Source organism: Streptomyces iconiensis, assembly GCF_028657195.3.
Lineage (GTDB): Bacteria > Actinomycetota > Actinomycetes > Streptomycetales > Streptomycetaceae > Streptomyces > Streptomyces iconiensis.
Window position 1 is genome coordinate 113,295 of the sequence record NZ_JANCPR020000026.1, and the last position, 23,058, is coordinate 136,352.

Below are 23,058 nucleotides of genomic sequence, written 5' to 3' on the forward strand. Positions count from 1 at the left end.
GGGGATGGCAGGTCGGGTACGTCTGTGCGGCGGCGGCAAAGGCCGGGGTGACCGCTCCGGCGGCCATCTCCGTGGGTCGATCGCGGTGACGCCGGAGGCCGGGCAGCATGCCGATCGCGTGCTGTTCACGGCTCTTGTGTACCGAGCAGGAGTGAGTGGGATTTTGCTTCCGAGTCGCTCGGCAGACCGATGGTGACGACTTTCTCTTCGGTGTAGTCATCGATCGCCCGGGGCCCGCCTTCGCGTCCGTTCCCGCTCTGCTTGCAGCCCCCGAACGGGTATTGCGGTGGAAGCACATGCCAGTTGTTGATCCAGACCTGGCCTGCTTCGAGTTTTTCTGCGATGTCGAGACCGGCTTGGGGGTTCGCGGTCCAGACGCCCGCGGACAGGCCGTACCGGGTGCCGTTGGCGATCTCTATCGCTTCCTCGACCGTCCGATAGCGCATGACTGCCAGGAGGGGCCCGAAGACTTCTTCCTGGGCGATGCGCATGGTGGAGGTGACATCGGTGAGGATGGTCGGCTCGATCCAGTGACCCCGTGCGAAGCGGGGCCCGGCGGGAATTCCGCCGCCGAGGGCGAGTCGGGCGCCCTCATGCTGTGCTTGGGTGATCTGGTCCAGCATGCGGTCCCGTTGCTGGGCCGAGATGACCGGCCCGAGGTCGGTGTCGTGGTCGAGGGGGTCGGACAGCCGTAGTGTTTTGGCTCGGACGATCATGCGCTCCACGAACTCGTCGTGCAGCGAGTCGGGGAGCAGGAGCCGGGTTCCCGCTTCGCAAGCCTGGCCGGAGTAGGTGAAGCAGGCGAAGAGGGCGCCGTCCACCGCCGCTTTGAGGTCGGCGTCATCGAGGACGATGTTCGGTCCCTTGCCGCCGAGTTCCAGGCTGACGTGTTTGATGTTGCCCGCGGCTCGTCGCATGACGTCGCGGCCGGTCGAGGTGCATCCGGTGACGGCCACTTTGCGGACGTGCGGGTGCTCAGCGAGTTGTGCTCCGACGTCCGCGCCGTCTCCCGTGACGAGGTTGAGGACACCGGGCGGAAGGCCGGCCCTTTCGCACTCGCGCACCAGCTCAACAACGGTGAAGGGGGCTTGCTCGTCGGGCTTGATGACGACGGTGTTGCCTGCCGCGAGAGCGGGCGCGATCTTCCAGACGGACGCGAGGAGAGGGACGTTCCACGGCACGATCGCCGCGCAGACCCCGATGGGCTCGCGGTGCACGGCCCCCGCGGCGAGCACGGGTGTGATCAGAGGCCCGGGCCGCTGGAACTCGTATCGGTCGGCGAGGTCGGCCAGGTAGCGGAGGTGGAGGAGGGACACACCGATGTGTACGGCTTCGGCCAGCCGCACGGGGGCGCCGTTCTCACGGCTCTGGACGCGCGCCAGTTCATCCGCTCGCTGCGCCAGGCCGTCGGCGACCTGCCGTAGCAGTTCCGCCCTGTGCGCCGGGGATGTGTCGCGCCAGGTCCCCTGGTCGAACGCCGCTCGGGCCGCGGCAACGGCACGCTCGGTGTGCTCGCGAGTGCCCTTGGCAAGGGTGCCTGCCACCTCCTCCGTCGCCGGGCTGCGGACTTCGTAGTGGGTGTCGGTGTCGATCCACTCTCCGCCGATGTACAGCGGTGCGTGGGGCATGGCGGGCATGGTGGGACCTCCTCCTGTCATCCACGTCAGTCGAAGACGAGTACCGGTTTGACGGCCTTGCCGGAGCGGACGGCCTCAAGTGCGTCTTCGATGCGAGGGAAGGGGAATCGGGTGATGAGCTGGTCGAAGGGGAAGCGCCCTTGCCGCCACAGGTCGATCAGGTGGGGGATGAGCGTGTGCGGGTCGGCGTCGCCTTCGAGCCCTCCGGTCAGGGTCCGGCCCATCTGCAGGTGGCCTTGATCGATGGTGATGTCGTTCTTCATGGCCTGCAGGCCGAGGGTCGCGCAGACGCCGGGCATGCGCAGAGACATCAGGGCATGGCGCACGACCGCACCGGAGCCGACCGTGTCGACGGCGAAGTCCACTCCCGCACCGGCGATGTGCGCGATGGCCCGGTCGATGTCGTCGACACCTCCGGGGTCGATGGTGTGGGTGGCGCCCACTTCTTGGGCCAGTGGGCGTCGGCGCGGATGGGGGTCGATTCCTATGATCGGGTGGCAGCCGGCCACCGTGGCGGCCATGACGGCGGACAGCCCCACTCCGCCGAGGCCGAACACGGCGATGCCTTGTCCCGGCTGGGGCCGGAGCACGTTGAAGACGGTCCCGGCACCGGCGAGGACCCCGCAGCCCAGGGGGCCGAGGAACTCAAGGGGCAGGCCGGCCGGACGTGTGGGCACCTTGACCGTGTTACGGACGCCGGCCACGGCATAGGTACCGAAGGACGACTGGCCGAGCCAGCTCCCGTGCACGGGAAGATCGTCCTGGGTGAGAGTCGTGGAGCCGTCCAGCCGTGTGCCGGAGTAGTTCAGGGCCGGAAACAGCTCGCAAAAGGCCGGGTGGTTGGCCGCGCACTGGACACAGTCACCGCACGAGTCGAAGCTCAGGATCACCTCGTCGCCGACCTCGACGGTATCCACGGCCGCGCCTACCGCCTCCACCACGCCCGCTCCCTCATGCCCGAGCACGAACGGAACCGGAAGTGGCACGATGCCGGCGGCAGCGGCGAGGTCGGTACGGCAGATCCCGCCTCCGCTCATCCGTACCAGCACCTCGCGGGCCGCGAGAGCGCCGATCTCGACCGGCTCCAACGAGGCGGGCCCACCTGGCTCTTTCCAGAGAGCGACCGTCGCCTTCATCGGGTGCTCCGGTCCTTGACGGAGACCGGTTCGCGGTGGAGGGCGAGGACCGGTCCGGCCGTCGGCGGGGGATCGAGAAGCTCGCCGGCAGGCCCGCCGGCGTGCACCGGCCCTCCGGTCAGGCCGGCTGTCACGTTGTCCGAGCCGACTGTCACGTTGTGCGAGCTGCGGAGCGTGAGACCGGGCGCCCCCTGGCGGGGGCCGGAGCCGGGATGTCCGCCCGTGACTGGAAAACCGCACGGCAGGTATGTGTGAATCTCGGCAGTGTTGTTGGAGTGCGCCATCAGATGTGCTTCCTCAGATAGCGGTCGAATGCCTTCTCGGTATCCGGAATGAGCGGCCAGTGTTCGGCGGCCCGTCGGTATTCCGACAGCGTGAGCCAGTCGAACCAGGCGATTTCGTCAGTGTCCGGAGAAATGTCTTCCGTCAGGACGGTCTCGTGAATGCCGAACCAGTAGGGGAATGCCCCTCCTTCACAGATGAACTTGAAGAGGGAGCGCACCTCGGTGTGGGCGCCGAGCTCCTCCAGCACCTCTCGGGCCGCAGCCTGGGAGTAGGACTCCCCGGGCCTGACCGCTCCGCCGACGAGGGTCGCGTACCAGCCGCCGAACCACGGCATCTCCCTGGACCGCCGGTGGACCAGAACCCGGCCCTGCGGGTCGCGGCACACCACACCCGCGACGCGGTGCAACCAGCCACGGCGCACGGCCTCGTGGCGTTCTGTCACGTGTATGACGTGGTCGTGCGTGTCCACGCGCTCCACCAGTTCACCCATGCCGGCTCACACCTTTGCGATACGGGGCCTCTGGCCGGCCGGTTGAGACGGCGACCGGTGTGCTGTTCGGGGCGCGGGCTTTCGTGGCAGTCACGTTCCTGAGCGTGTTCTCCACTGCCCTGAGGGCCTCCGCCTCGTGGGAGTCCCGCGCGGCTGTGTTCAGTTCGCTCATGTCTGCTCCCGTGTGGGGCTCAGCTGGTTGGGGTGGCTGGCTGGAGCGGGCGCCTGGTCCAGCAGGAGACGAAGGCCAGGCCCGCAGTCATTTCGGGTTCCTTCCGCTCGGTCGCGTACGGACACGAACTCCTTCACCACTGGTATTGACCGGTCTTGTGTGGTGTCCCCGCGCCGTTCAGCCCCGCCCGCGGCACACCGGGACCGGCCACACCGTCGGCACCGGCAGACCTCTTGATGTCTCCTGACCGCCTGACAGACCGCCGTAGGACCCCTGGGCCTGCCGTGCGGCGCCCAACGACGGCAGCTGTCTTCGCTGACACGGTGGCCTCCGCTTTCAGGTGGTTGGCGGTGCCAGCGTTGCGGGGGTGGGGCCGTCGGGGCGGACGGTGATGCCGTACGCGGTCTTCGTGGGGGTGGAGCGGAAGACCGGGGTGTGGGCGGGGAGGAGGTGTTCGAGCAGGACGGTTGATTCGCGGAGGGCGAATTGCAGGCCCAGGCAGGCGCGGGGGCCGATGCCGAAGGGGAAGTAGGCGCCCGGGTGGGTGGGCCGGTTGTCCGGGGTGGTGAAGCGCCGGGGGTCGAAGTGTTCGGGCTCCGGCCACAGTTCGGGGTCGCGGTGGGTGAGGTAGGGGCAGACCAAAAGGTCGGTGCCCGCCTCGATGGTGTAGCCGGCCAGCGTGTCGTCCTCGGTGGCGTAGCGCGGCAGGACCCAGGCGGACGGGTAGAGCCGGAGCGTTTCGTTGACCAGGGCCTGGATGGCCCGGCCGCGTTCGGCCGAGCCTTCGCCACCGGCGGCGAGCGCCTGCTCGCGGGCTTCGGGATACCGGTCGAGGAGCAGATAGAGCCAGGTCAGTGTGGAGGAGGTGGTCTCGTGCCCGGCCACGAGCAACGTGACAAGTTCGTCGCGGATCAGCTGGTCCGTGTACTCAGGGCGCTCGCTCGGGGTGTCGCTCGGGTCGTCGACCAGGACGTGCAGCAGACCGGGCCCGTCGGGGCCGGCCTCCCCCTTGCGGGCGGCTTCGATGGCGTGCCGGGCTACCGCGTCGATCCGGGCGAGATCGGTGGCGGCGATGTCCTGGGAATCGGTCATGTCAGCGGGCTGAATCGGAAGGGCGGCTGCCACGGCCGCCACGGTGGCCAGTTCGCGTTCGGTCCCGTCGTCGAGGGGATGTCCGGTGAGGGAACGCCAGATGGCGTCCAGCGCGAAGCGGCGCATCTCCTGCCCCACATCGAGGACCTCCCCGGTACGCGCGTACCGGTCCCAGCGCTGCGCTGTCGTACGGGCAGCCTCGGTGATCCGCTGTTCGTAGCGGCGCATCCCGGTGCCGGTGAACTGCGACTGCAGCAGGCGGCGTTGCCGCTTCCACGCCTCGCCGGTGGCGGCCATGACACCGCCGCCGAGCAGCGCACGGGCCCGGTGTGAGCGCTTGACGTACCGCTCAGGATGCCGCGCGAGTACGTGCTGGACCGCCTGCGGGTCGGTGACGAGCACGGTGGGAGCCGGTCCGAGGCGGAACCCGGCGACGCCGCCGCACCGCTCGCGCACCTGCGACAGCAACCCGACCAGTTCCCCTCCCTCCGCGCGCCACCGCTCGACGAGTCCGTCCTCGACTTGGGGGAGCGGCCGTCCGGCCCCGGGGGCGGACGGCGTTCCGGGCGCGTGCGGAAGGGAGCCGAAACTCGGCTCAGTACCCATGTTGGTTCTCCTGAAGGGACGCGTTGGGTGGTCGCTTTCTCGATCGATTCGACAGCTCCACGATGTGGTTCCTTGCCGTGGGCTGTACGGGCCGCTGAAGACCCTGGCGTGCCGACGCGCTTCAGCAAGGGCGCGTTCGACGTCGCTGCCGGCCTGTGCCATCGGGGCTACTTGCCCTGTGGAACCGGGACATCTCTCTGCGCCGGCACGCCCGCTTCCCGGAGGAGCGTGCCCTGCCCCGGTTTTGGAAGAAGCATCGTCAACATCTATCCGATGGCGTGGTGATGGCCTTAGTGCCATCGAGCCATTCACCGCATCCCATGACAAGGCGGGACCGGGAGCCTTCCCGTGAACGCGTTGAACGGTTGTGAGTACAGGCTTTCCCGCTGCCTGGCAGTCGGGGTCAGGCTGAGATCGTCGCCGCAGGGCCATGCGGGGCCATGCGGGGCCATGCGGGCCGAGGCCGCGGCAGGGCACTGTCACCTCATGCTGGTCACGGTGGGTCGGGCGTAATGGGGGGCTCGTGCCGCCGGACCGCTGTCTGTCGGGCGGCTGCCTACCATGCGGCCAGTTAGCTGTCTCCAGGCGAAGCTCCGGTCATCAACCACGACTTCGCCGGGTACGGCGTCCGTTGGCGCCGGCGCGGAGACGTCGAGGCGTGTGGCTGGACGACGAGGATCCGCACTTCGGGCCGCTGGGCGCGAAGGGCATCGGGAGACCGGCACTTCGGCCTCGCCCGCGGCGATCGGGAACGCCGCGTAAGACGCCACCTGCGTCCGCGTACGCGACCTGCCCGCACGCCGGACAAGTTACTGGTGGCGACGGCAGGTCCAGGGGGAAGCTGGAATTGCGCGAGGACGTCCGCGCAGCGACGTCCTCGCAGGGATACCGGCACACCGCTACACCGCACCAGGCAGTTCCGACAGGAAGGACGCGCCGTGCAGTTCGGGATCTCGACCTTCATCACGGACCAGGGAATCCGCCCCGCCCCGCTCGCCCGCGCCGTGGAGGAGCGGGGTTTCGACTCCCTTCTCATCACGGAGCACTCGCACATCCCCGTGGACCGGCGCTCGCCCTACCCCGCGGGCGGTCCGCTTCCGGACATCTACTACCGCACCCTCGACCCGTTCGTGGCGCTCGGCGCCGCGGCCTCGGTGACGGAGCGGCTGCTGCTGGGTACCGGCGTCGCTCTGGTCGTGCAGCGGGATCCGTTCCACACCGCGAAGGAGGTCGCCTCCCTCGACCTTGTCTCCGGAGGCCGCGCGGTCTTCGGTGTCGGCGTGGGCTGGAATCGGGAGGAGATGGAGAACCACGGCACGGACCCGTCCTCCCGCGGACGGCTGGTCAACGACCGGCTGCGGGCGATCCGCACGCTCTGGACGCGGGAACAGGCCGAGTACCACGGCGAGTTCGTCGACTTCGACCCCGTGTACTCCTGGCCCAAGCCGGTCCAGGACCCGCATCCGCCGGTCTGGGTGGGCGGCGGCGAGGCGGCCTTCCCCCGGGTCACCGCACTCGGCGACGCGTGGCTGGCCCTGGCCCACCTCGCGCCGCCGGACCAACTCGGCCCGCAGCTGGAGCGGTTGCGGAACGTCGCGGGACGGGTCGTCCCGGTGACGGTGCACTCGGCGGGCCATGACGCGGAGACCGTCGAGAGGTATGAACGACTCGGCGTGGAGCGGCTGCTGTTCTACCTCCCCACGAAGCCGGAGTCGGAGTCGCTGGAGTGGCTCGACGGCATCGCGGAGTCAGCCGCCAGGCACGGCTGACGCGGCGCGCGACCGGGCACGGTCGCCCCAACTCGCCCGAACCAGGCGCGGCCAGGGCCGGGTGACCCATGACTGATCCGGCACGGGCCGGGAGGCCCCGGGCCGGGTGCGGACCGAGTTTCCGCGCCCGCCTTCCGGCCCTTCTCTTACCTCCCCTTCTCCGGCCGCTGCCCCTTCCTGACGGGGGCATCAGGGGGAAGGGCCGCTATTTCCCCGGGACACCGGCCGAAGACCACGCTGTCCTGTCTCGCACGGTGCGGGGAGCAGGGACCGTCATGTGGAACGAGTCGATGACGAAGGACCGTTTCGCGGTCTCCGCGACAGTGCCGGGCAGTCGGTGGGACCACTTGGTGAGGTGCATGGGTTGGCGGGCGATGTGTCCTGTGAGGCGCCCGGCGAAATACATCAGGTGTTGGTGGTGCCCGAAGCCGGGTGCGAGTGCCGGAAGCCGTGGAGTGTGCCGCCCGCTCGGGCCGAAGCGGAATCCCGCGATCGGGCCCCGGTGGTCAAAGATGCGGGTGGCCGGCCCGTCCCACTCGAAGCGGGCCAGCTCTTTGGGCACGCCCCAGATGTGGCGTCCGCCTGCCAGCGAGGCACTGGAGTCGACCCAGATCGCGTGAATCCATAATCCTGGCCTGAAGCCGGCTCGTGCCGGGCTGGTCACCATGAACTCGTCGTAGGTCACCGCACCTTCGCGGTACCGCACGAGGAGCACCACCAGGCGGCGCGGATCGCCCAGGATGCTCAATCCGCGAGGTACCGACAGCTTCTTCTGGGCGGTGAGCTCCGCCGCCCACATGGTTCCCGCTGAGCGCCATGGCGCGGGCGGGTAGGAGGCTTCTTCCGGATTCATGCGCGGTCCATGGGGTCTGAAGTATGCGGAGGCCCGGCGTGGTCGCGCCGGCTGGAGCCGGTCGCCGCGGTCAGGCGGCGCAACGACCCCGGGGCCAGGGCGTAGAGCCGGTACATGACCGGTGGGCGGGCCGGAATGTCGCGCCCGGAGGCGGAACCCACCTGCTCCACCCACTGCGTGCGGGCCGGCCTGTTGGCGACATCCACCTCGTACGGGGTGATACTCGTCGCCGCCCCGTCCTTGTCCACCCGGTGCAGCTTCTCTCGTGCGACATCCGCCAGGTGAACCTCGGCACCCGCGTGGGCGAGAGCGTTGCTCACCGCCCAGCCGGTTCCTCCGGCACCGCCGGTGACCAGACAGGTAGGCCCGCCGAGAGAGCGCCGCGCGCCTCCGCCTGCCCTCATCGCCTCTCTCCTTCCCCGCGGTGCCGCTCTTGCCTGCGCGGAGGTCCGGGGCCGGCCATGGTGGGACGCCGTGTGCCGTGTGACTCCCCGGTGAGACGTGCTTGCAGATGGCCCAGGGCCAGTAGGCCGAACACGTCGGCGAGGGCGGGGAGGGTGAAGATGAAGGGGCGGGGGCCGATGGAGTCGGGTGCCGAGGGGATGGCACCGTCCTGCTGCTGTGCGGCGAGCAGGCGGTGCGCCGCGGGGACGGCGGGGCGTGCGTCGTCCTGCTGGCACAGGGCGATCAGGCCGTAGGCGGTGCTGATCGGGTCGCTCGGCTCACCGGGCTGCTGGCCCCATCCTCCGTCGGCGTTCTGCCCCGAGCGTACGGCGTGCATCGCGCGGCGTGCCACGTCCTGTGCGGTCGGTGAGGTGGGGTCGGGCGATGCGCGGGTGGCAAGGACGGCGCGGAAGAGTGTGTGGTAACGGCTCGCGCTCCAGTCGGATGCGAAGTTGCCGGTGGGACGTTGTTGCCTGGCGAGGAAGTCGTGTCCGCCGCGGATCACTTCCCTGTGTTCGTGGGGCTGGAGGGACAGAGCGTTGAGTGCTGCGGCCGTCATACAGGCTTCAGGCGGAGATTCCGCGCCGTAGGTGGGAAAACCCCCGCAGGGTTTGCGCAGTTCGAGAAGGGAGCGCAGCCCGCGGTCGATGGCACCCGCGTGGGCGACACGGTCCACGGTGTCCAGGAATTCCAAGCTGACCGAGGTGTCGTCGACGTCGGTCTGCAGTGCGCGGTCGGTGAACGCCCACCCCCCGTTGGGGCGTTGCTGTCGGGCGACGTGCTCGGCCAGGGGGCCGAGCCTTTCTCCCGGTGTGTCAACGGAAGCGAGGGCGACACCGGCCGTGACGGTGCACCAGGTGTCCGCGTCGGTGATGAAGGGGATGCCCCCGTCCGACCGACGGTGCCGCAGCGCCTTGGTGATCCCTTCCCTGATCACGTGGTCGGTGTCGCGCAGGAAGGACAGCGCGTGCAGCACGGACAGATGGATGAGGAGGTTGCCCTCCCACACCCATGGGCCGCGTTGCGTGGAGAGCAGCAGTTCGACGTCGCCGTCGCGTACGGTCGCGATGTCGTGCTCCAGACCGGCGAGAATCACCTTCAGCGCGGTGACTTGGACCGCGGCCCATCCGTGCAGCCCGATGGTGTTCAGCTCGGCCGGATCGTGCCGGCAGGGGGCCCGGCTGTCGAGCAGCGAGAGGAACACATCGATCAGCAGGCGCTTCCGGGACCCGGTGAACTCCGGTACCTGGGAGATGAGCTGTTCCCGCAGCGTCTCGTTCACCGCCCCTTCCGGGGACAGCGCGGTACGGGCGAGCAGCCGGTCGAGGGGCTCATCGGCCTCGCGCCGGGACCTGAGATGGTCCTCCAACCTCCGCTGTTCGCCTTCTTCGACGCAGAAGCGACGCAGCAGCCGCAGCAGGAGGGCCGTCTCCAGCGCCCGTCCGTGGCACGGGTCCCGCACGGCACCGTGCGCGTCGACACGGCGGAAGAGGCGTTCGCGCAGCCGGTCGACGGCCAGGGGCAGGGACGGGGGAAACGCCTGTGCGTTCCACGTCTCCCGCCGGTTCGGCGTGGTTCGTACCTTCATGAGGAGGGGTTCCTCTCGTGACGGACGTGGTGCGCGATCCGTGCGGCTGCTTCTTCGCCGGACCGCAGGCTGCTGTTGGTGGTGGAGTGCGCCAGGACGTCACCTCCGACGAGCTGCACCCGGGAGTCGGCGCGGAGCGTGCGGGCAAACCGGGCGATGTCGCGGTACTCGCCTGGCCGGCGGCGTACCGTGCACGGGCTGGTGCGGAAGACCTCGGCCATCGTGGTGTGACGTTCCAGCTCGGGCAGGACGCCCAGTTGCCGGGTGGCGTCCAGGGCTTGTTCGATCACGGCGTCGTCGTCGAGGTCCCAGTGCTGCTCGGACCAGCCGCCGCGGAAGTGGGCCATGACGAGCCCGCGGCCCCGTGGGACCCGGTCGGGGTGCTGGTTGTGCTCCAGCACGTACGCGGCGAGGTCGCCGTGCTCCACTCGCGGGACCTGGAGGAGAAGGGACGGCTCGGCCGTCGGCCGGTCCAGGCCGAAGGCGACGTGCACGCTGCTGGAGTAGTCGATACGGCTGAGGTATTCGCACTGTGCGGAGCTGAGCTGGGGGCAGATGCGCGTCAGCGCAGCAGCCGGTACGGCCACCGCGCACGCTGCCGCCGTCTCCGTTCGCTCCCCCTCGCCGCGCCGGGACCAGGAGACGCGCACCGCGTCCGTGCCCTCCTCGACCGAGAGCGCTTCTGCCTCGTACTCCACGCACAAGTGCTCAGCAAGAGCGTGGGGGAGAAAGCCCACTCCCCGGGGGGAGGTGAAGGTGCCCCCGCTGGCGATCAGAGTGTTGAGGAAGAAGAAGGCGCTGAGGACGGAGGCGTGCTCCGGAGTGGCCAACGCGGGGCTCGCGACGAAGGGGCCCAGCAAGTACTCCACTGTCGCCGGGTGCAGGCCGCGACGGACCGCGTACTGGTGCACCGACTCGAAGTCGGCCGGTGCCGCCCGGGACATGTCGTGCCAGTCGAACAGCTTCCTGGCCCGCGCGAAGTCCCGGGCGGACTTCAACAGGTCACGCACGGGGAGTTCACGCAGCAGCGGGCTGGAGACCATGTGCAGGCGCCTGCCGCTGCTGATCCGCTGAACGTCAGACTGCTTGACCATCCCGAAGACGTCACCGGCGGGCCGGACCTGCCCGCCCACCCCCGCCTCGGCCGCGAGGGACAGCATGGCGTGGTAGGAGGAGAGCAGAAGCGCAGCCCCTGTATTCACCTGAAACCCGCCGCGTTCCACGGTCGCCATCCGTCCACCGACGAGGTCGGGCGTCGACCGCTCCAGCACGCGTACGGTGAAACCGGCCTGCTGCAGGCGGAACGCCGCGGTCAGACCGCCGATCCCGGCTCCGACGACTATCACCCGCTGCTCGGTGGGGGGATGCGGGTTCATGAGGTCCCCTCCCAGGTGCCGGACGGGCGGTAACGACCGGTCTCAAGGCTCCAGTCGAGGCTTCCGCGCATGAGGGATTCGAGCCCGCTGACATAGCGGGGCAGTGAAAGCTCAGCGGATGCGTGCGCTTCCGGTCCTGTGCGCTGCGAGAGGAACCGTGTGCGCACAGCGAAGTACTCGCTCAACCGTGCGGTGAGCCAGTCGTGCACTCGGGTGACGGCCTCGCGCACGTCGCACTGCTCGGCATGCCGTACGAGCATCACCAGGTTGTGGTGCTCACCACCGGCGAACTCCCTGTCCAGCGACAACAGGTCGTTGATGGCGCAGGCGATCTCTCCCGAGACTCGCCGGAGTTCCGTATGGGCAGAACCGTTCGCCACGGCGGGCTCCAGTGCGGCTCGCTCGTTGGCCTCGGCCAGGGTGGTCAATATGAACCAGCCTGCCGTGAGACAGCGGTCCGCCAGATACACCTCCGGCGTGGGCAGCGTGCCGCTGGCCCGGGAGCGGACCTCGTGGAGCATGGCCTCGGCGAACCGTTCGACCTCCGCGGCGAACCGTTCCCACACCTGTGGGGGCAGCAGCGGCACGAGGGTGTCCCGAAACCCTCGGACACACGCCGCCAGCGGATGCGGGGGCACGGGGCCGGGGCTGAGCGCCTCCTTGACCAGCTGCGTGAGCCGCTCCGCAGCTTCAGGGGTGGCGCCGGGCCCGCCGGGGTCGAGATGATCGTCGTAGAGGAAGAGCCACATGACGGCCTCAGCGGTGGGCTCCAGCAGCGGAGGAGCGGCCATCGGATACATGCGGCTCACCAGTTCCGCGTAGCGTCCCTCCCGCCAGGCACGCAGACCGGCCTCGGGAAGGCAGCCCGACATGCGTACCCACGACTCCAAGTGCTCGGAGAGAACACGGACATGGGGGTTGCTGCGGGCAGGGAAGGGGAGCCGCAGCCGCGGAATGGTCGCTGCGGCCTCCGTCTCTCCGGTCATGACTGCATTCCCTCCGACGATCCGGTGGATTCACGAACGACTGGGCCTCGCAGCTCAGGGCCTCGACGATCTTCATCTCGGCGCAGGTGGCCGAGGACTCCCTTGGCCGGCCCTTCGGCGGGGCGAGGCTGCGCCAGTGAGCCCGCCGTTGCCTCCCGCGCGTAGCCGCTCAGGACCGATGGCATCGGTGTCCCGATCAAGCGAGCCGGGTTGCCTGGACGGCAGCGAACTTCCAGTGGGTGCACCGATGTGCCAGCAGGTGCACCGCGTTGGAGGAATCGTGGCCCGACGACGAGTACGAGATCGGCTTCCTCTGCGACTCCTTCCGGCGACAGCTGCCGGTCGGTGGTCGGGCAGCGGCCCGCCGAGGGCCCCCGGCTGCCATCTCACCGGCGGCGCCCGTCAGTTCCTGCCGTTGCTGCATGGGGTGTCTCCCCTGGGGTGTCTCCGTCACTGGTCGCGGTGGGTGAGCACATGGGCCAGCGCGGTCAGCTGCTGCCGCCCCCGCGGGGCCGGACCGGACTCGGCCAGAGCGGCCAGCGCCTGCTGGAGTTCGCGCTCGATCTCCTGCCGTGCCGCAGTCACCCCGCCTGCCTCAGTCACCAGATGCGTGGCACGGTCGACATGCTCGTCGGCCAGCTCGCCGGGACCGGCGTACAACTCGGCGAGTTCACGCCCCGCCGGGGTTCCGGAGGCGAGCGCGGCCAGGATCGGCAGAGTCTTCTTGCCCGAGGCCAGGTCGGCGCCCACCGGCTTGCCCGTCACCTCCTGCCGACCGCAGATCCCCAACACGTCATCGGTGATCTGGAAGGCCACCCCCACATGGCGGCCGAAGGCTGCCAGCAGGTCGGCCCGGTTCTCGTCGCATCCCGCGGACAGTGCCCCCAGCGCACACGCGCACCCCATCAGCGCTCCTGTCTTTGCCGCGGCCATCGCGGTGTACTCCCCAAGCCGTACCTGCTCACGCTGTTCGAAGGCCATGTCCAGGGCTTCCCCCTCGATCAGCTCCCCCACCGCCTCCGCCAGCCGGGCCAGGGCCCGCCCGCCGCCGCCGGCCTCGGCCAGAGTGATGAAGGCCAGTGACAACAGCGCGTCCCCGCACAGCACTCCGGCCGGAGTACCGAAGGCGGCCCACACCGCGGGGCGGTTCCGGCGCACCCGGTCTCCGTCGATGATGTCGTCATGTGCCAAGGAGAAGTCGTGCACCAGCTGCACCGTCATCGCGGCTGATCCAGCTTCCTTGATGTCGCCCTCCACCGCCTCCGCTGCCGCGTAACACAACGCAGGCCGCACCGCCTTGCCCGCCCCCGCCTCCGACGGATCGCCATGCTCGTCGAGCCAGCCCAGGTGATACCCGGCCGCGGCCCGGTTCTCCGTCAGCCGCCCCTCCACCCGGTCCCGCAAACTCGGGCGCACCCGTGCCCGCGCCTGCTCCAGCAGCTGATGGCCGGTCCCCTCCAGGGACTCCACGGCCGGTCCCGTTATCACGATCACACACCCCTTGCCCGTTCTACAGCCGTTGCCGACAACAGGGCGGAACCCCGCACTGGCCGTTCTCTTCCATGAGAGGTCCTCAACCCCGCCTCGCAAAAGGCGAATCAGCCCGCGGCCCGTGCGCGCGCTCCACGCTTGTGAAGACGTGAACTTGGAAGCGTTTCCAGGCGGCGTGTGCAAATGTGGTGAAGGCGGGCCCTGTGCTGTTGGGCCCGCGCAGCGCGGCGGAATCCGCATAGTGGCCACTCCTCCCGCTGCCCGCGGTGAGCTGGGCCTCGCATCCGGCAACAGGCGATGGAGACGTCATGGCACGCCAGGCACCCAATGATCTCTTGCGAGCACTGCTCGACGAGGCCGGTATCACCGGCAGCGCACTGGCGAAAGCAGTCAACACGCTCGCGGCGGCCGAAGGCATGGAACTCCACTACACCCGAACCTCGGTGGCCAAATGGCTCACCGGCTCACGTCCTGCTCCACCCGTTGCTCATCTGGTTGCCGAGGTACTCACGCGCCGCCTGGGCCGCACCGTGCCCGTGGAAGCCACAGGTCTGATCCCACAGACCGGGGGACAGCCCGGGGGACAGGCAGTGCCCAAGGGTGCTACCTCACCCGATGCCATGCTTGCGTCCTTGGCCTCACAGGACGCCGACCCCCAGCGCAATCCCGCCCTGCACCGAGCGCCCTATACCGTGGCCGCTTCCCCACCCGCCTGGGACGACGTACACGACCCCAAGCCCCTCCGTGCGACCGAGAGCCCCCGCAGGCGGGCCGGCCGCAGAGAAGTGACAGCACTGCGCACCATGACCGCCACCTACGCGCGATTACTGGAAGCGCACGGCGGCGCCCAGGCGCGTACCGCCCTGGCCACCTACCTCGCCCACGACGCCGGCGCATGGCTGGCCCTCAACACCACGGAGGCCACCCACCGGCTCCTGCTGACCGAGACCGCCGAACTCACCTGCCTGCTGGCCCGTATGAGCGCCGACAGCACCCACCACGGGCTGGCCCAGCGCTACTTCCACCTCAGCGCCGGGATGGCCGCCGAAGCCGGCAACCGCAGCCTGTACGCCATCGTCCTGCGGGCCACCAGCGCCCACGCCCATCAACTCGGCCGGCGCCGCACGGGGATGGACCAGGCCGCCTACGACGCGACCCCCGACTCGGCCTCTCCCGCCACACGGGCATACCTGCTCGTCCAGCTCGCCCTGGGACTGGCGCACACCGGAGAGCCCCACCAGGCCAGGCGCTACCTCGCACAAGCCGAAGAACACCACGCCCGGGCCACCGAAGAGAACCGCCCCTTCGCCGACTACCCCCGCGCCGGGCTCGACTTCCAACGAGCACAGGTACTCCTCGCCCTCGACGGCCCCGAACCCGCCATCACCGCCCTGCGCGCCTCCCTGCTGCACCGCCCGACCCAGGCCCACCGCTCACGCGCCCTCACCCACATCCAGCTCGCACAACTCCACCTGTACACCGGGCACATGGAGGAGGCATCGGCTCATGTGCACCCATGCCTGGAGCACGCCTCCTACCTCCACTCTCCCCTCGTGCGCCAACACCTGCTCTCCCTGCACACCCAGTTGAGCGCGCACCGGAGGCACGATCCCGCGCGCCGGGCGCTGCGGGAGATCCGGGCCACTCTCAACACGCAATTCGTGCCGCCCAAATCCCGCACCTGAGACCGCCGTCGAGGTCGCCCGTAGCTCCGCCGTTCCTGGCCTTGAGGCGCTGAGGTGGGGAAACGCTCGCTCGGTACAGCGGATGTCAGCCGCCGACCGGCTCTGGTTGCACGCGTGCACGGTGACAGGGGCCCAACGACTCCGGGTCCGAACAGGCCAGAGACCTGAGCCGCGTCGGCACGGAAGCCGTTCGCACAGTGCCGGGGCATGGGAGTCCTCAGCGGTGTCCCGGTCCCGGGCGCGAGCGGTTTCCCGAGCGGGACGGTTACGAGGCGGGAACCGCACCGGGGGCGGGTGAGAGGGCGGCTTCGTCCGGGCCGGTGCGGGGTGTCAGGGCCGCGCCGGCCCGGATCAGGAGCGAGCGCAGCCACTGAAGCGCCGGGTCGCGGGTCAGGCGGGGATGCCACAGCATCGCGTAGTCGAAGGGGGAGAACTGCGCGGGCGCCTCGGCGACGCGCAGCCCCGGTTCGCGCAGGCGGGCGACGAGCCGCCGGGGGAGTACCGCGATCAGCTGGGTCCCGCGCACCGCGGCGACGGCCGCGGTGAAGTAGGGGACGCTCAACCCGGGGTGCGGACGGATACCGAGCTGCTCCAACTGCGCCTCAACGAGCATGCGATCGCTCTTCAGGGCCGCCACACCGACATGCGGGTACTCCGCCAGATCGGCCGGCGTGAGCCGGTCCCGGGTCAACGGGTGATCCTCGGCCATCACACACACATGGTCCTCGGTGAACAGCACGTGCCGGCACAGATGGGGCGGCGTGGGGGTGGGGACGAACGCCAGGTCCAGGTGGCCTCGTTCCAGGTCGTCGAACGTGGTCGGGCTCACCGTCTCCACGACCAGGGAAATTCCCGAAGCCTGACCGAAGAAATCCGGGAGCACCTGATTTCCCATAACGGCCAGGAAATAGTCGGAAGCCGCGACGCGTATCTTCCCGACCGCTGTCGAGGGATCGAAATTCTCCTCGGTCACGAGGCTCCGCAACCTCGGCAGAATCTCCGACAGTTCGGCCCGGATATGACGGGCACGCGGCGTGAGGACATAACCGGTCGCGGTCCGCACCAGCAACTCGTCCCCGAAGACGTCCCGCAGCCTGCCCAGGGTCCGGCTCATCGCCGGCTGGCTGAGATGGAAGCGGGCTGCAGCCCGGGAGACATGCCGCTCCTCCAGCAACACGTCAAGCGCCTTGAGGAGATTCAGGTCAACGCTTTCTATATGCACCCAACGCATATTAACAGTGTTTGACATGTATTTGACTGCATGTTGAGGCCGGTGGAGGGTCGACCCGGAAGCCCACTTCGGGCAATTCCCCGAGCGTCCCTTGGAGGACCGCGATGAATCACCGGAAGACGCCCTCGTCGGCGAACGAGCAGGCGGGGCGGCCCGGGATCGGTCCTGTCGCATACCGATACTTCAGCGACGGCCAGTGGCACGCGGCCAGGGCCGGCACGTTCGAGGACTTCGACCCGTGGAGCGGAGAACTCTTCGCCACGGCGGCCCGCTGCGGCCGTGAGGAGACCGAGGCGGCGATTGCCGCCGCCCAACGGGCCTTTCCCGCCTGGGCCCGGACCTCGCCGGCCGAGAAGGCCGGCGTCCTGCGCGAAGCGGCGTCCATCGTGGAGCGCCGCAGCGACGGACTGGCCGCCACCATGGCCAGGGAGACCGGAACCACGCTGCTCAACGGCCGTTTCCAGATCCGGCTGGTCATCCAGCTGATCGAGCAGGCGGCCGGCTGGCTCTACCTCCCCGTCGGCGAGGTGCTGCGGTCCGACTTCCCGGACACCACGCAGACCGTGGTACGCCGCCCGCTCGGTGTGGTCGCCAGTTTCACGCCGTGGAACGGGGAGCAGATCCTGGCCTGGCGCGCGATCCTCTCACCGCTCGTCGCCGGGAACACGGTCGTGGTCAAACCCACTGAACTCGCACCCGTTTCGGCGGGCATCCAGGTGGCGGAGATCCTGCACGAGGCCGGTCTGCCGGCCGGAGTGGTCAACGTGGTGACGCACGGCCCTGGCGAGGCGGGCCCGATCGCGGACGAATTCTTCGAGAACCCCTCGGTGCGCTGCATCAACTTCATCGGCAGTGTCCCCACCGGGCGCATGCTGGCCGAGCGCGCCGGGGCGGCGCTGAAGCGGTCGGTCATGGAACTCGGCGGGTACAACCCGCTGATCGTCCTCGACGACGCCGATCTGGACTACGCCGTCCACGTCGCCACGTTCAGCGCGTTCTTCCACCAGGGGCAGATCTGCCTCAACGCCCGGACCATCCTCGTCCACCGCGATCTCCACGATGTCTTCGTCGAACGGCTGGTGGCCAAGGCGAGCACCCTGCGGGCCGGTTCCCCGCTGGAGGAGGACACCTTCATCGGGCCGTTGATCACCCCCGATGCTGTGCGCCGCGTCGACGAACGCGTCCAGGACGCGGTGGCCAAGAGGGCCCGGGTGCTGACCGGCGGCACCCACGACGGCCCGGTCTACGCCCCCACGATCCTGGCGGACGTGCCGGAGGACGCGATGGTCTCCACTGAGGAGACGTTCGGGCCGGTGGTCGTCGTGCGGCCGGTCGAAGACGCCGACGAGGCTGTCGAGATCGCCAACCGACTCGGCTGCGGGCTCACTTCGGCGATTCTCTCCGGCGACACCCACCGCGCCGTCCGACTGTCCGAAGGCATTCGGGCCGGCTCGGTGCGCATCAACCTGCCCACGATCGACGACGAGATCCAGGCACCGATCGGCGGCGTGCGCGACAGCGGGTGGGGCCGCAGCGGGCCGCACTCCCTGCACGACTTCACCGACCGGATAGCCGTCACCGTGCAGAGCGGCGAGCGCCGGCTCCCGTCCTTCTGAGTACGAGGGGAACACCATGTCCTTCACATCAGACCTGCCGTCCGCATCAGGCCGAGGGGAACCACGATGAGTACGCGGGGCCGCATCACCGCGGCCGTGGCCGACTCCACCGGCGCCCCGTTCACGATCGCTGAGGTGGAGATCGACGCGCCGAGAGCCGACGAGGCCCTGGTACGGATCGACGCCGTCGGACTGTGCCACGCCGACCTGCAGGCACGTACCGGTGCGCTGCCGGTCCCGGCGCCCCTGGTGGCCGGCCACGAGGGCACCGGGATCATCGAGGAAGTCGGCAGCTCGGTGACCGCGCTGCGCCCCGGCGACCGGGTCGTGCTGACCTTCGACTCGTGCGGGCGGTGCGAACGCTGCCGGGCCGGGGCGCCCACCCAGTGCCGGCACTTCGTGTCCCGCAACTTCACCGCCGGTACACGCGAGGACGGCACCCCCAGGCTGTGGCGCGGTAACCGTCCGGTGAACGGGAACTTCTTCGGCCAGTCCGCTTTCGCCACCCATGCGCTGGTGACCGAACGCAATGCGGTCGTCGTCGACAGCGAGCTGCCGGCGCACCTGCTCGCGCCCTTCGGCTGCGCGGTCCAGACCGGGGCCGGCAACGTGCTCAACGTCCTCGCGCCCCCGGCAGCGGCGCCGGTAGTGGTGATCGGTGCCGGGGCCGTGGGACTGTCGGCGGTCATGACGGCCGCTCTGGAGAAGCGCACGGTGGTCGCCGTGGACACTCGGGACAGCCGTCTGGACCTGGCCCTGAAGGTCGGCGCCACGCATGTGGTGAACGCGGCCCGCGAGGAAACCGACGAAGCGATCGGACGCCTGCTCGGCGGCGCTGCCCCCTACATCCTGGAGAGCAGCGGGTCCCCGACAGCGCTGCGCGCCGGTATCCGGGCCCTCGCGACCGGCGGCATCCTCGCCGTTGCGGGTACCAGGCAGGCCGGCGACACGATCCCGCTGGACGTCATGGACCTGGTCAACGGCAGCAAACGCCTCATCGGCGTCGTCGAGGGAGCCGCACGCCCCCACGAACTCATCCCCCAACTGGTGGCGTTGGCGGAGCGCGGGGACCTCCCGGTCGAACAGCTCGTCACCACCTTCCCGCTGACCGACATCGCCGCCTCGATCGAGGCGGTCGAGAGCGGCGAAGTCGTCAAGCCGGTCCTGCTGCCGGTCTGAGCGGCCACAGACCGCTGCCGCCTCCGCACCGCCCCGGCGCGGAGGCGGCCCCGCCAGCACGCCCGACAGGCGCCGTACCCCGAGCGGGTACGCGCCACATTCCTCACAGGGCCGTTCAGCGGTCGTTCAGCCAGGTCCCCTGAGCGGAACGACCGCACGTCACAAGCGAGATCACGGCCTGCCGCGCTGATCGAACGCCTCCTGCGTGCGGCACTGCACGCCGCCGTCCTTGGACAACTCGCTGCGCTGCGGCAGCTTGTCCACCAGCACGGCCGACACCCCCGCCACCCGCAGTTCGTTGGCCGGCGTCATACCGGTCGCTCCCGCGCCGACGACGAGCACGTCGGAAAGAGCCCCTCCGTCAAGCAGAGGCGAGGGCCACCGGCCCCACCCGCAGAGATCGTGCTCGGGGACGGAGGGATACGGAGGGATGAGGGCTTTCGGGCAGGGGGGCCGTAGGAATCGGTGATTCGCTCTGTGCGCGAGGGTTGTGGATCCCGGGGGAGGGGGCTGAGCGCAGGGGAGTCGGGTCGGCGGAGCGGAGGAGTCCTGGTCAACCCGGTTGCGGTGGCCGGGAGTTCGTGGATCCAGGGCCCGCGCCGGTCTGTGTCGGCCGGTGCGGACCCTAGTGCCGCGAGGGGTCAGAGGTGCAGGAGTTGGCGGGTGGTTTCCATGGTGTTGTCGAAGGGGGTGGGTTCGCGGTGGATCTTGGCCATGACGCTGGCGCCGAGCCACATGGTGTAGAGGGCCTGGGCTGTCGCGCGGGTGTCGCGGGTGGTGGTCAGTGAGCCGTCCTGGCTGCCGTTGTGGAGGATGCGTTCGAGGCGGTCGATGACGGCGGTGGTGCCGTCCTTGAGGGCGAGGCGCATGGGTTCTGAGAGGTCGGAGACTTCTGCGCCGAGTTTGACCGCGAGGCATTTGCCCTGGCAGCCGTCGGCGCTCTGGCTTTCTTGCCAGTGGTGCAGGTAGTTCAGCAGTCGCTCGGCCGGGGTCAGGTCGGGCTCGGCGAAGATGCGGTCCATGGCGGTGGTTTGCTCGGCGAAGTAGGTGTTCAGCAGGGCTTCGCCGAAGGCGTCCTTGGAGCCGAAGTAGTGGTAGAAGGAGCCTTTGGGTACGCCGGCTTCGGTGAGGACTTCGTTGATGCCGACGGCGGCGAAGCCCTTGTGGGCCATGATCTGCTGGGCGGCGTCGAGGATGCGCAGGCGGGTGTCGCTCTGGGTGGCTGGCATGACTGCCACCCTACCTTTCGACTAGACCGGTCGTCTCTGGGTTGGCGGGGTGGTGGTCCGCTGCCCCTCCGGGTGGGTGGGTGTCACTTCTTGAGGAAGTCCAGCAGGATTTCGTTGACTTCGGCGGTGTGGGTGGTGAGGAGGCCGTGGGGTGCGCCGTCGATTTCCTCGTAGCGGGCGGTGGGCAGGGCTTTGGTGAAGCGGCGTGCGGTGGCGTCGATGGGCAGGGTGCGGTCGGCGGTGCCGTGGACGATGAGGGTGGGTACGTCGATGTGGGGGATGTCGGCGCGGAAGTCGGTGGGCCAGGTCAGGGGTGCGGCGGCCGAGGCGGTCGGTCCGGCGCCGGCTGCCACGTTCCAGGCGTTGCGTACGGCTTCCTCGCTGACGCGGGTGCCGAGGTTCTCGTCGAGGTTGTAGAAGTCGTTGTAGAAGCCGGTGAAGAAGGCGTAGCGGTCTTTCTTGACCGCTTCGGAGACGCCTTCGAAGAAGGAGAGGGGGGCTGCGCCGTCGGGGTTGTCGTCGGTGATGGCCAGGTACGGCTCCAGTGAGGCGAGGAAGACGGCCTTGGCGACCCGGGCTGAGCCGTATGTGGACAGGTAGCGGGCGACCTCGCCGGTTCCCATGGAGAAGCCGGCCAGTACCGTGTCGTGCAGGTCCAGGGTTTCCATGAGGGTGTTCAGGTCGGCGGCGAAGGTGTCGTAGTCGTAACCGGTGCCCGGCTGGCTGGACTTGCCGAAGCCGCGCCGGTCGTAGGTGATCACCCGGTGACCGGCGTCGAGGAGGGCCGGGATCTGGCCCTCCCAGGAGTTGCCGTCCAGGGGGTAGCCGTGGATCAGGACGACCGGCTGTCCTGTTCCCTTGTCCTCGTAGTGCAGTTCGATGTCGGCGCTGTTCTCCGTGCCGGCCTTGATGCGTCCCATGGTCTTTGTCCTTCCGGGGAGTTGGCGGTGTGCCGTTCCGATGCCTGTGACTATACGACTGGTCTACTCGACCGTCAACCGCCCCTGCGGAAAGGGACTTGCGCGGTTCGGCGGTCCCCGGGTGCCCGGCACCGAGTGAACGAGCCTTCGCGGCAGTCAGGATGTGTCCGGGCGAGCGCGTCCGGAGCCCCCGGAGCCGGAGCCGGAGCCCCCGGAGCCGGAGCCCCCGGAGCCGGGGGCCCGGAGCGGGGCCGCGGCCCGGAGGGCGAGAGCTGCCGCAGGCCCGATGCCAAGGAAGTTGCGGCCGTGCGCGTCGTAGCAAGCGGCGGGGGAGCCTGGCAGCTACTTCAGTGGGTTGATCTGCGCAAATACGTCCAACTGGTCCCGTTCGGCCCGCTACCGGCCGACAAGCACGACAGTGAGGAGGAGCCTGCCCGGGAGCTGGCTCCGCTGCCCCAACCCTCACTCGGAAACGCGCATCAACTCACGAACCGACCTCTCAGAGGGCGTTTACCCAGGCTTGTTCCGTCATGCGGCTTTCATCCCTGCCCCACTTTGAGAGCTTTCGAGGCGTAGGCGGCATGTGTCTCAGGCTTCGCCGGGAGGACCGACGCCCGTCCCGGCCGCTTCTGCTCCCGGAAGTCCGTCTGGTTTGAAAATGACACAGACCCGCCCAGTATCCAGCGGAAGCGAGCCTTCCGGCATGCTCATGATCCATCTGGAGAGTGAGCCAGCGCAAGCCGTACCCCAGCGACCTGTCCGACGCCCGATGGGCCTTGACCGAGCCGGCGTTGGCGGCTTGGCGAAAAGCCCGGCTCGACCGCAGGCCCACCGGAAAGCCGGCCACAGTCGAACTGCGCGATGTGTTCAACGCGCTCCTCTACGTGAACCGTACGGGAATCCCCTGGAAATACCTCCCGCACGACTTCCCGAGCCACGGAACCGTCTACGCCTACTACGCCGACTGGCGCGACGAGGGGATATTCGCACAGCTCAACTACGACCTCGTCGGCCTCGCCCGCGTCAAGGAAGGGCGCAAGCCCGAGCCCACCGGATCCGTGATCGACACCCAGAGCGTGAAGACCTCCGCCAACGTGCCCCTGACCAGCCAGGGAACCGATGCCGCGAAGAAGATCGTCGGCCGGAAGCGGGGCATCCTCACCGACACGATCGGGCTCCTCCTCGCCGTGACCGTCACCGCCGCGAGCCTCTCCGGGAACGCCGTCGGAATTCGCCTCCTCGACCACGCCAAGAAGACCCTGCCCGACCATCT

The 23,058-nt window shown here is 69.3% G+C and carries 19 protein-coding genes; 5 read left to right on the forward strand and 14 right to left on the reverse strand.

The window, feature by feature from the left end; all coding sequences use genetic code 11:
• Positions 1-125 precede the first annotated feature (125 nt).
• The 4 genes from NMN56_RS24920 to NMN56_RS24935 form a co-directional block, all read right to left on the reverse strand.
• Positions 126-1,637 carry an aldehyde dehydrogenase family protein gene (locus NMN56_RS24920; RefSeq protein WP_274043247.1) on the reverse strand — a complete coding sequence of 504 codons (1,512 nt, stop codon included), beginning with the start codon at positions 1,635-1,637 and terminating at the stop codon, positions 126-128.
• Between the two features lie 26 nt (positions 1,638-1,663).
• Positions 1,664-2,773, reverse strand: coding sequence for an NAD(P)-dependent alcohol dehydrogenase (locus NMN56_RS24925; protein WP_274043246.1), 1,110 nt, complete (start codon positions 2,771-2,773; stop codon positions 1,664-1,666).
• Positions 2,774-3,056: 283 nt separating this feature from the next.
• Positions 3,057-3,548, reverse strand: coding sequence for an NUDIX hydrolase (locus NMN56_RS24930; RefSeq protein ID WP_274043245.1), 492 nt, complete (start codon positions 3,546-3,548; stop codon positions 3,057-3,059).
• Positions 3,549-4,056: 508 nt separating this feature from the next.
• A complete protein-coding gene (locus tag NMN56_RS24935; protein ID WP_274043244.1) occupies positions 4,057-5,418 on the reverse strand; it encodes a cytochrome P450 in 1,362 nt (453 codons plus the stop codon).
• A gap of 938 nt (positions 5,419-6,356) precedes the next feature.
• On the opposite strand from NMN56_RS24935, the gene NMN56_RS24940 reads away from it, so the two are divergent.
• Entirely contained in the window at positions 6,357-7,187 is an 831-nt protein-coding gene (locus NMN56_RS24940) for an LLM class F420-dependent oxidoreductase (RefSeq protein WP_274043243.1), read from the forward strand.
• 205 nt (positions 7,188-7,392) lie between these two features.
• Here NMN56_RS24940 and NMN56_RS24945 read toward each other — a convergent pair whose 3' ends face one another.
• The 6 genes from NMN56_RS24945 to NMN56_RS24970 form a co-directional block, all read right to left on the reverse strand.
• Entirely contained in the window at positions 7,393-8,040 is a 648-nt protein-coding gene (locus NMN56_RS24945; RefSeq protein WP_274043242.1) for an acetoacetate decarboxylase family protein, read from the reverse strand.
• The gene (locus tag NMN56_RS24950) at positions 8,037-8,444 is read right to left on the reverse strand and encodes an SDR family NAD(P)-dependent oxidoreductase (protein WP_274043241.1); all 408 of its coding nucleotides are present in this window, start codon (positions 8,442-8,444) and stop codon (positions 8,037-8,039) included. The genes NMN56_RS24945 and NMN56_RS24950 overlap by 4 nt, the downstream gene beginning before the upstream one ends.
• Complete coding sequence (locus tag NMN56_RS24955; RefSeq protein ID WP_274043240.1) at positions 8,441-10,072, reverse strand: prenyltransferase/squalene oxidase repeat-containing protein; 1,632 nt, start codon at positions 10,070-10,072, stop codon at positions 8,441-8,443. The genes NMN56_RS24950 and NMN56_RS24955 overlap by 4 nt, the downstream gene beginning before the upstream one ends.
• Positions 10,069-11,448 carry a protoporphyrinogen/coproporphyrinogen oxidase gene (locus tag NMN56_RS24960; protein ID WP_274043239.1) on the reverse strand — a complete coding sequence of 460 codons (1,380 nt, stop codon included), beginning with the start codon at positions 11,446-11,448 and terminating at the stop codon, positions 10,069-10,071. Before NMN56_RS24960 ends, NMN56_RS24955 begins: the two co-directional genes overlap by 4 nt.
• Complete coding sequence (locus tag NMN56_RS24965; protein WP_274043238.1) at positions 11,445-12,434, reverse strand: terpene synthase family protein; 990 nt, start codon at positions 12,432-12,434, stop codon at positions 11,445-11,447. The genes NMN56_RS24960 and NMN56_RS24965 overlap by 4 nt, the downstream gene beginning before the upstream one ends.
• 450 nt (positions 12,435-12,884) lie before the next feature.
• A complete protein-coding gene (locus tag NMN56_RS24970) occupies positions 12,885-13,922 on the reverse strand; it encodes a polyprenyl synthetase family protein (protein WP_274043236.1) in 1,038 nt (345 codons plus the stop codon).
• A 311-nt stretch (positions 13,923-14,233) separates the two neighbouring features.
• Between NMN56_RS24970 and NMN56_RS24975 the strand changes: the two genes are divergently transcribed.
• On the forward strand, positions 14,234-15,610 hold the full coding sequence (locus tag NMN56_RS24975) for an NsdA family TPR-like regulatory protein (RefSeq protein ID WP_274043235.1): 1,377 nt from the start codon (positions 14,234-14,236) through the stop codon (positions 15,608-15,610).
• 265 nt (positions 15,611-15,875) lie between these two features.
• On the opposite strand, the gene NMN56_RS24980 is transcribed toward NMN56_RS24975, so the two are convergent.
• On the reverse strand, positions 15,876-16,832 hold the full coding sequence (locus NMN56_RS24980; protein WP_280842758.1) for a LysR family transcriptional regulator: 957 nt from the start codon (positions 16,830-16,832) through the stop codon (positions 15,876-15,878).
• A 113-nt stretch (positions 16,833-16,945) separates the two neighbouring features.
• Here NMN56_RS24980 and NMN56_RS24985 point away from each other — a divergent pair, with 113 nt between their 5' ends.
• Both NMN56_RS24985 and NMN56_RS24990 read left to right on the forward strand, forming a co-directional pair.
• Positions 16,946-18,457 (forward strand): aldehyde dehydrogenase family protein, encoded by a 1,512-nt coding sequence (locus tag NMN56_RS24985; RefSeq protein WP_274043231.1) that lies wholly within the window; start codon positions 16,946-16,948, stop codon positions 18,455-18,457.
• Positions 18,458-18,523: 66 nt separating this feature from the next.
• A complete protein-coding gene (locus NMN56_RS24990) occupies positions 18,524-19,636 on the forward strand; it encodes an NAD(P)-dependent alcohol dehydrogenase (RefSeq protein WP_274043230.1) in 1,113 nt (370 codons plus the stop codon).
• 171 nt (positions 19,637-19,807) lie between these two features.
• On the opposite strand, the gene NMN56_RS24995 is transcribed toward NMN56_RS24990, so the two are convergent.
• The 3 genes from NMN56_RS24995 to NMN56_RS25005 form a co-directional block, all read right to left on the reverse strand.
• Positions 19,808-20,371: an FAD-dependent monooxygenase gene (locus NMN56_RS24995; RefSeq protein ID WP_283742507.1), complete on the reverse strand. Its 564-nt coding sequence runs from the start codon at positions 20,369-20,371 to the stop codon at positions 19,808-19,810.
• Complete coding sequence (locus tag NMN56_RS25000) at positions 20,278-20,865, reverse strand: TetR/AcrR family transcriptional regulator (RefSeq protein ID WP_274043228.1); 588 nt, start codon at positions 20,863-20,865, stop codon at positions 20,278-20,280. Before NMN56_RS25000 ends, NMN56_RS24995 begins: the two co-directional genes overlap by 94 nt.
• Before the next feature lie 83 nt (positions 20,866-20,948).
• Positions 20,949-21,785, reverse strand: a complete 837-nt coding sequence (locus NMN56_RS25005) for an alpha/beta fold hydrolase (protein ID WP_274043227.1) — start codon at positions 21,783-21,785, stop codon at positions 20,949-20,951.
• A gap of 725 nt (positions 21,786-22,510) precedes the next feature.
• Here NMN56_RS25005 and NMN56_RS25010 point away from each other — a divergent pair.
• A partial coding sequence (locus tag NMN56_RS25010; RefSeq protein WP_283742508.1) for an IS5 family transposase occupies positions 22,511-23,058 on the forward strand: 548 nt, incomplete at its 3' end.

Bases quoted from the DNA above. Each gene is read 5' to 3' on its own strand.
- NMN56_RS24920 (WP_274043247.1), bottom strand. From the start codon at position 1,637: ATGCCCGCCATGCCCCACGCACCGCTGTACATCGGCGGAGAGTGGATC.
- NMN56_RS24925 (WP_274043246.1), bottom strand. From the start codon at position 2,773: ATGAAGGCGACGGTCGCTCTCTGGAAAGAGCCAGGTGGGCCCGCCTCG.
- NMN56_RS24930 (WP_274043245.1), bottom strand. From the start codon at position 3,548: ATGGGTGAACTGGTGGAGCGCGTGGACACGCACGACCACGTCATACAC.
- NMN56_RS24935 (WP_274043244.1), bottom strand. From the start codon at position 5,418: ATGGGTACTGAGCCGAGTTTCGGCTCCCTTCCGCACGCGCCCGGAACG.
- NMN56_RS24945 (WP_274043242.1), bottom strand. From the start codon at position 8,040: ATGAATCCGGAAGAAGCCTCCTACCCGCCCGCGCCATGGCGCTCAGCG.
- NMN56_RS24950 (WP_274043241.1), bottom strand. From the start codon at position 8,444: ATGAGGGCAGGCGGAGGCGCGCGGCGCTCTCTCGGCGGGCCTACCTGT.
- NMN56_RS24955 (WP_274043240.1), bottom strand. From the start codon at position 10,072: ATGAAGGTACGAACCACGCCGAACCGGCGGGAGACGTGGAACGCACAG.
- NMN56_RS24960 (WP_274043239.1), bottom strand. From the start codon at position 11,448: ATGAACCCGCATCCCCCCACCGAGCAGCGGGTGATAGTCGTCGGAGCC.
- NMN56_RS24965 (WP_274043238.1), bottom strand. From the start codon at position 12,434: ATGACCGGAGAGACGGAGGCCGCAGCGACCATTCCGCGGCTGCGGCTC.
- NMN56_RS24975 (WP_274043235.1), top strand. From the start codon at position 14,234: ATGGCACGCCAGGCACCCAATGATCTCTTGCGAGCACTGCTCGACGAG.
- NMN56_RS24985 (WP_274043231.1), top strand. From the start codon at position 16,946: ATGAATCACCGGAAGACGCCCTCGTCGGCGAACGAGCAGGCGGGGCGG.
- NMN56_RS24990 (WP_274043230.1), top strand. From the start codon at position 18,524: ATGAGTACGCGGGGCCGCATCACCGCGGCCGTGGCCGACTCCACCGGC.
- NMN56_RS25000 (WP_274043228.1), bottom strand. From the start codon at position 20,865: ATGCCAGCCACCCAGAGCGACACCCGCCTGCGCATCCTCGACGCCGCC.
- NMN56_RS25005 (WP_274043227.1), bottom strand. From the start codon at position 21,785: ATGGGACGCATCAAGGCCGGCACGGAGAACAGCGCCGACATCGAACTG.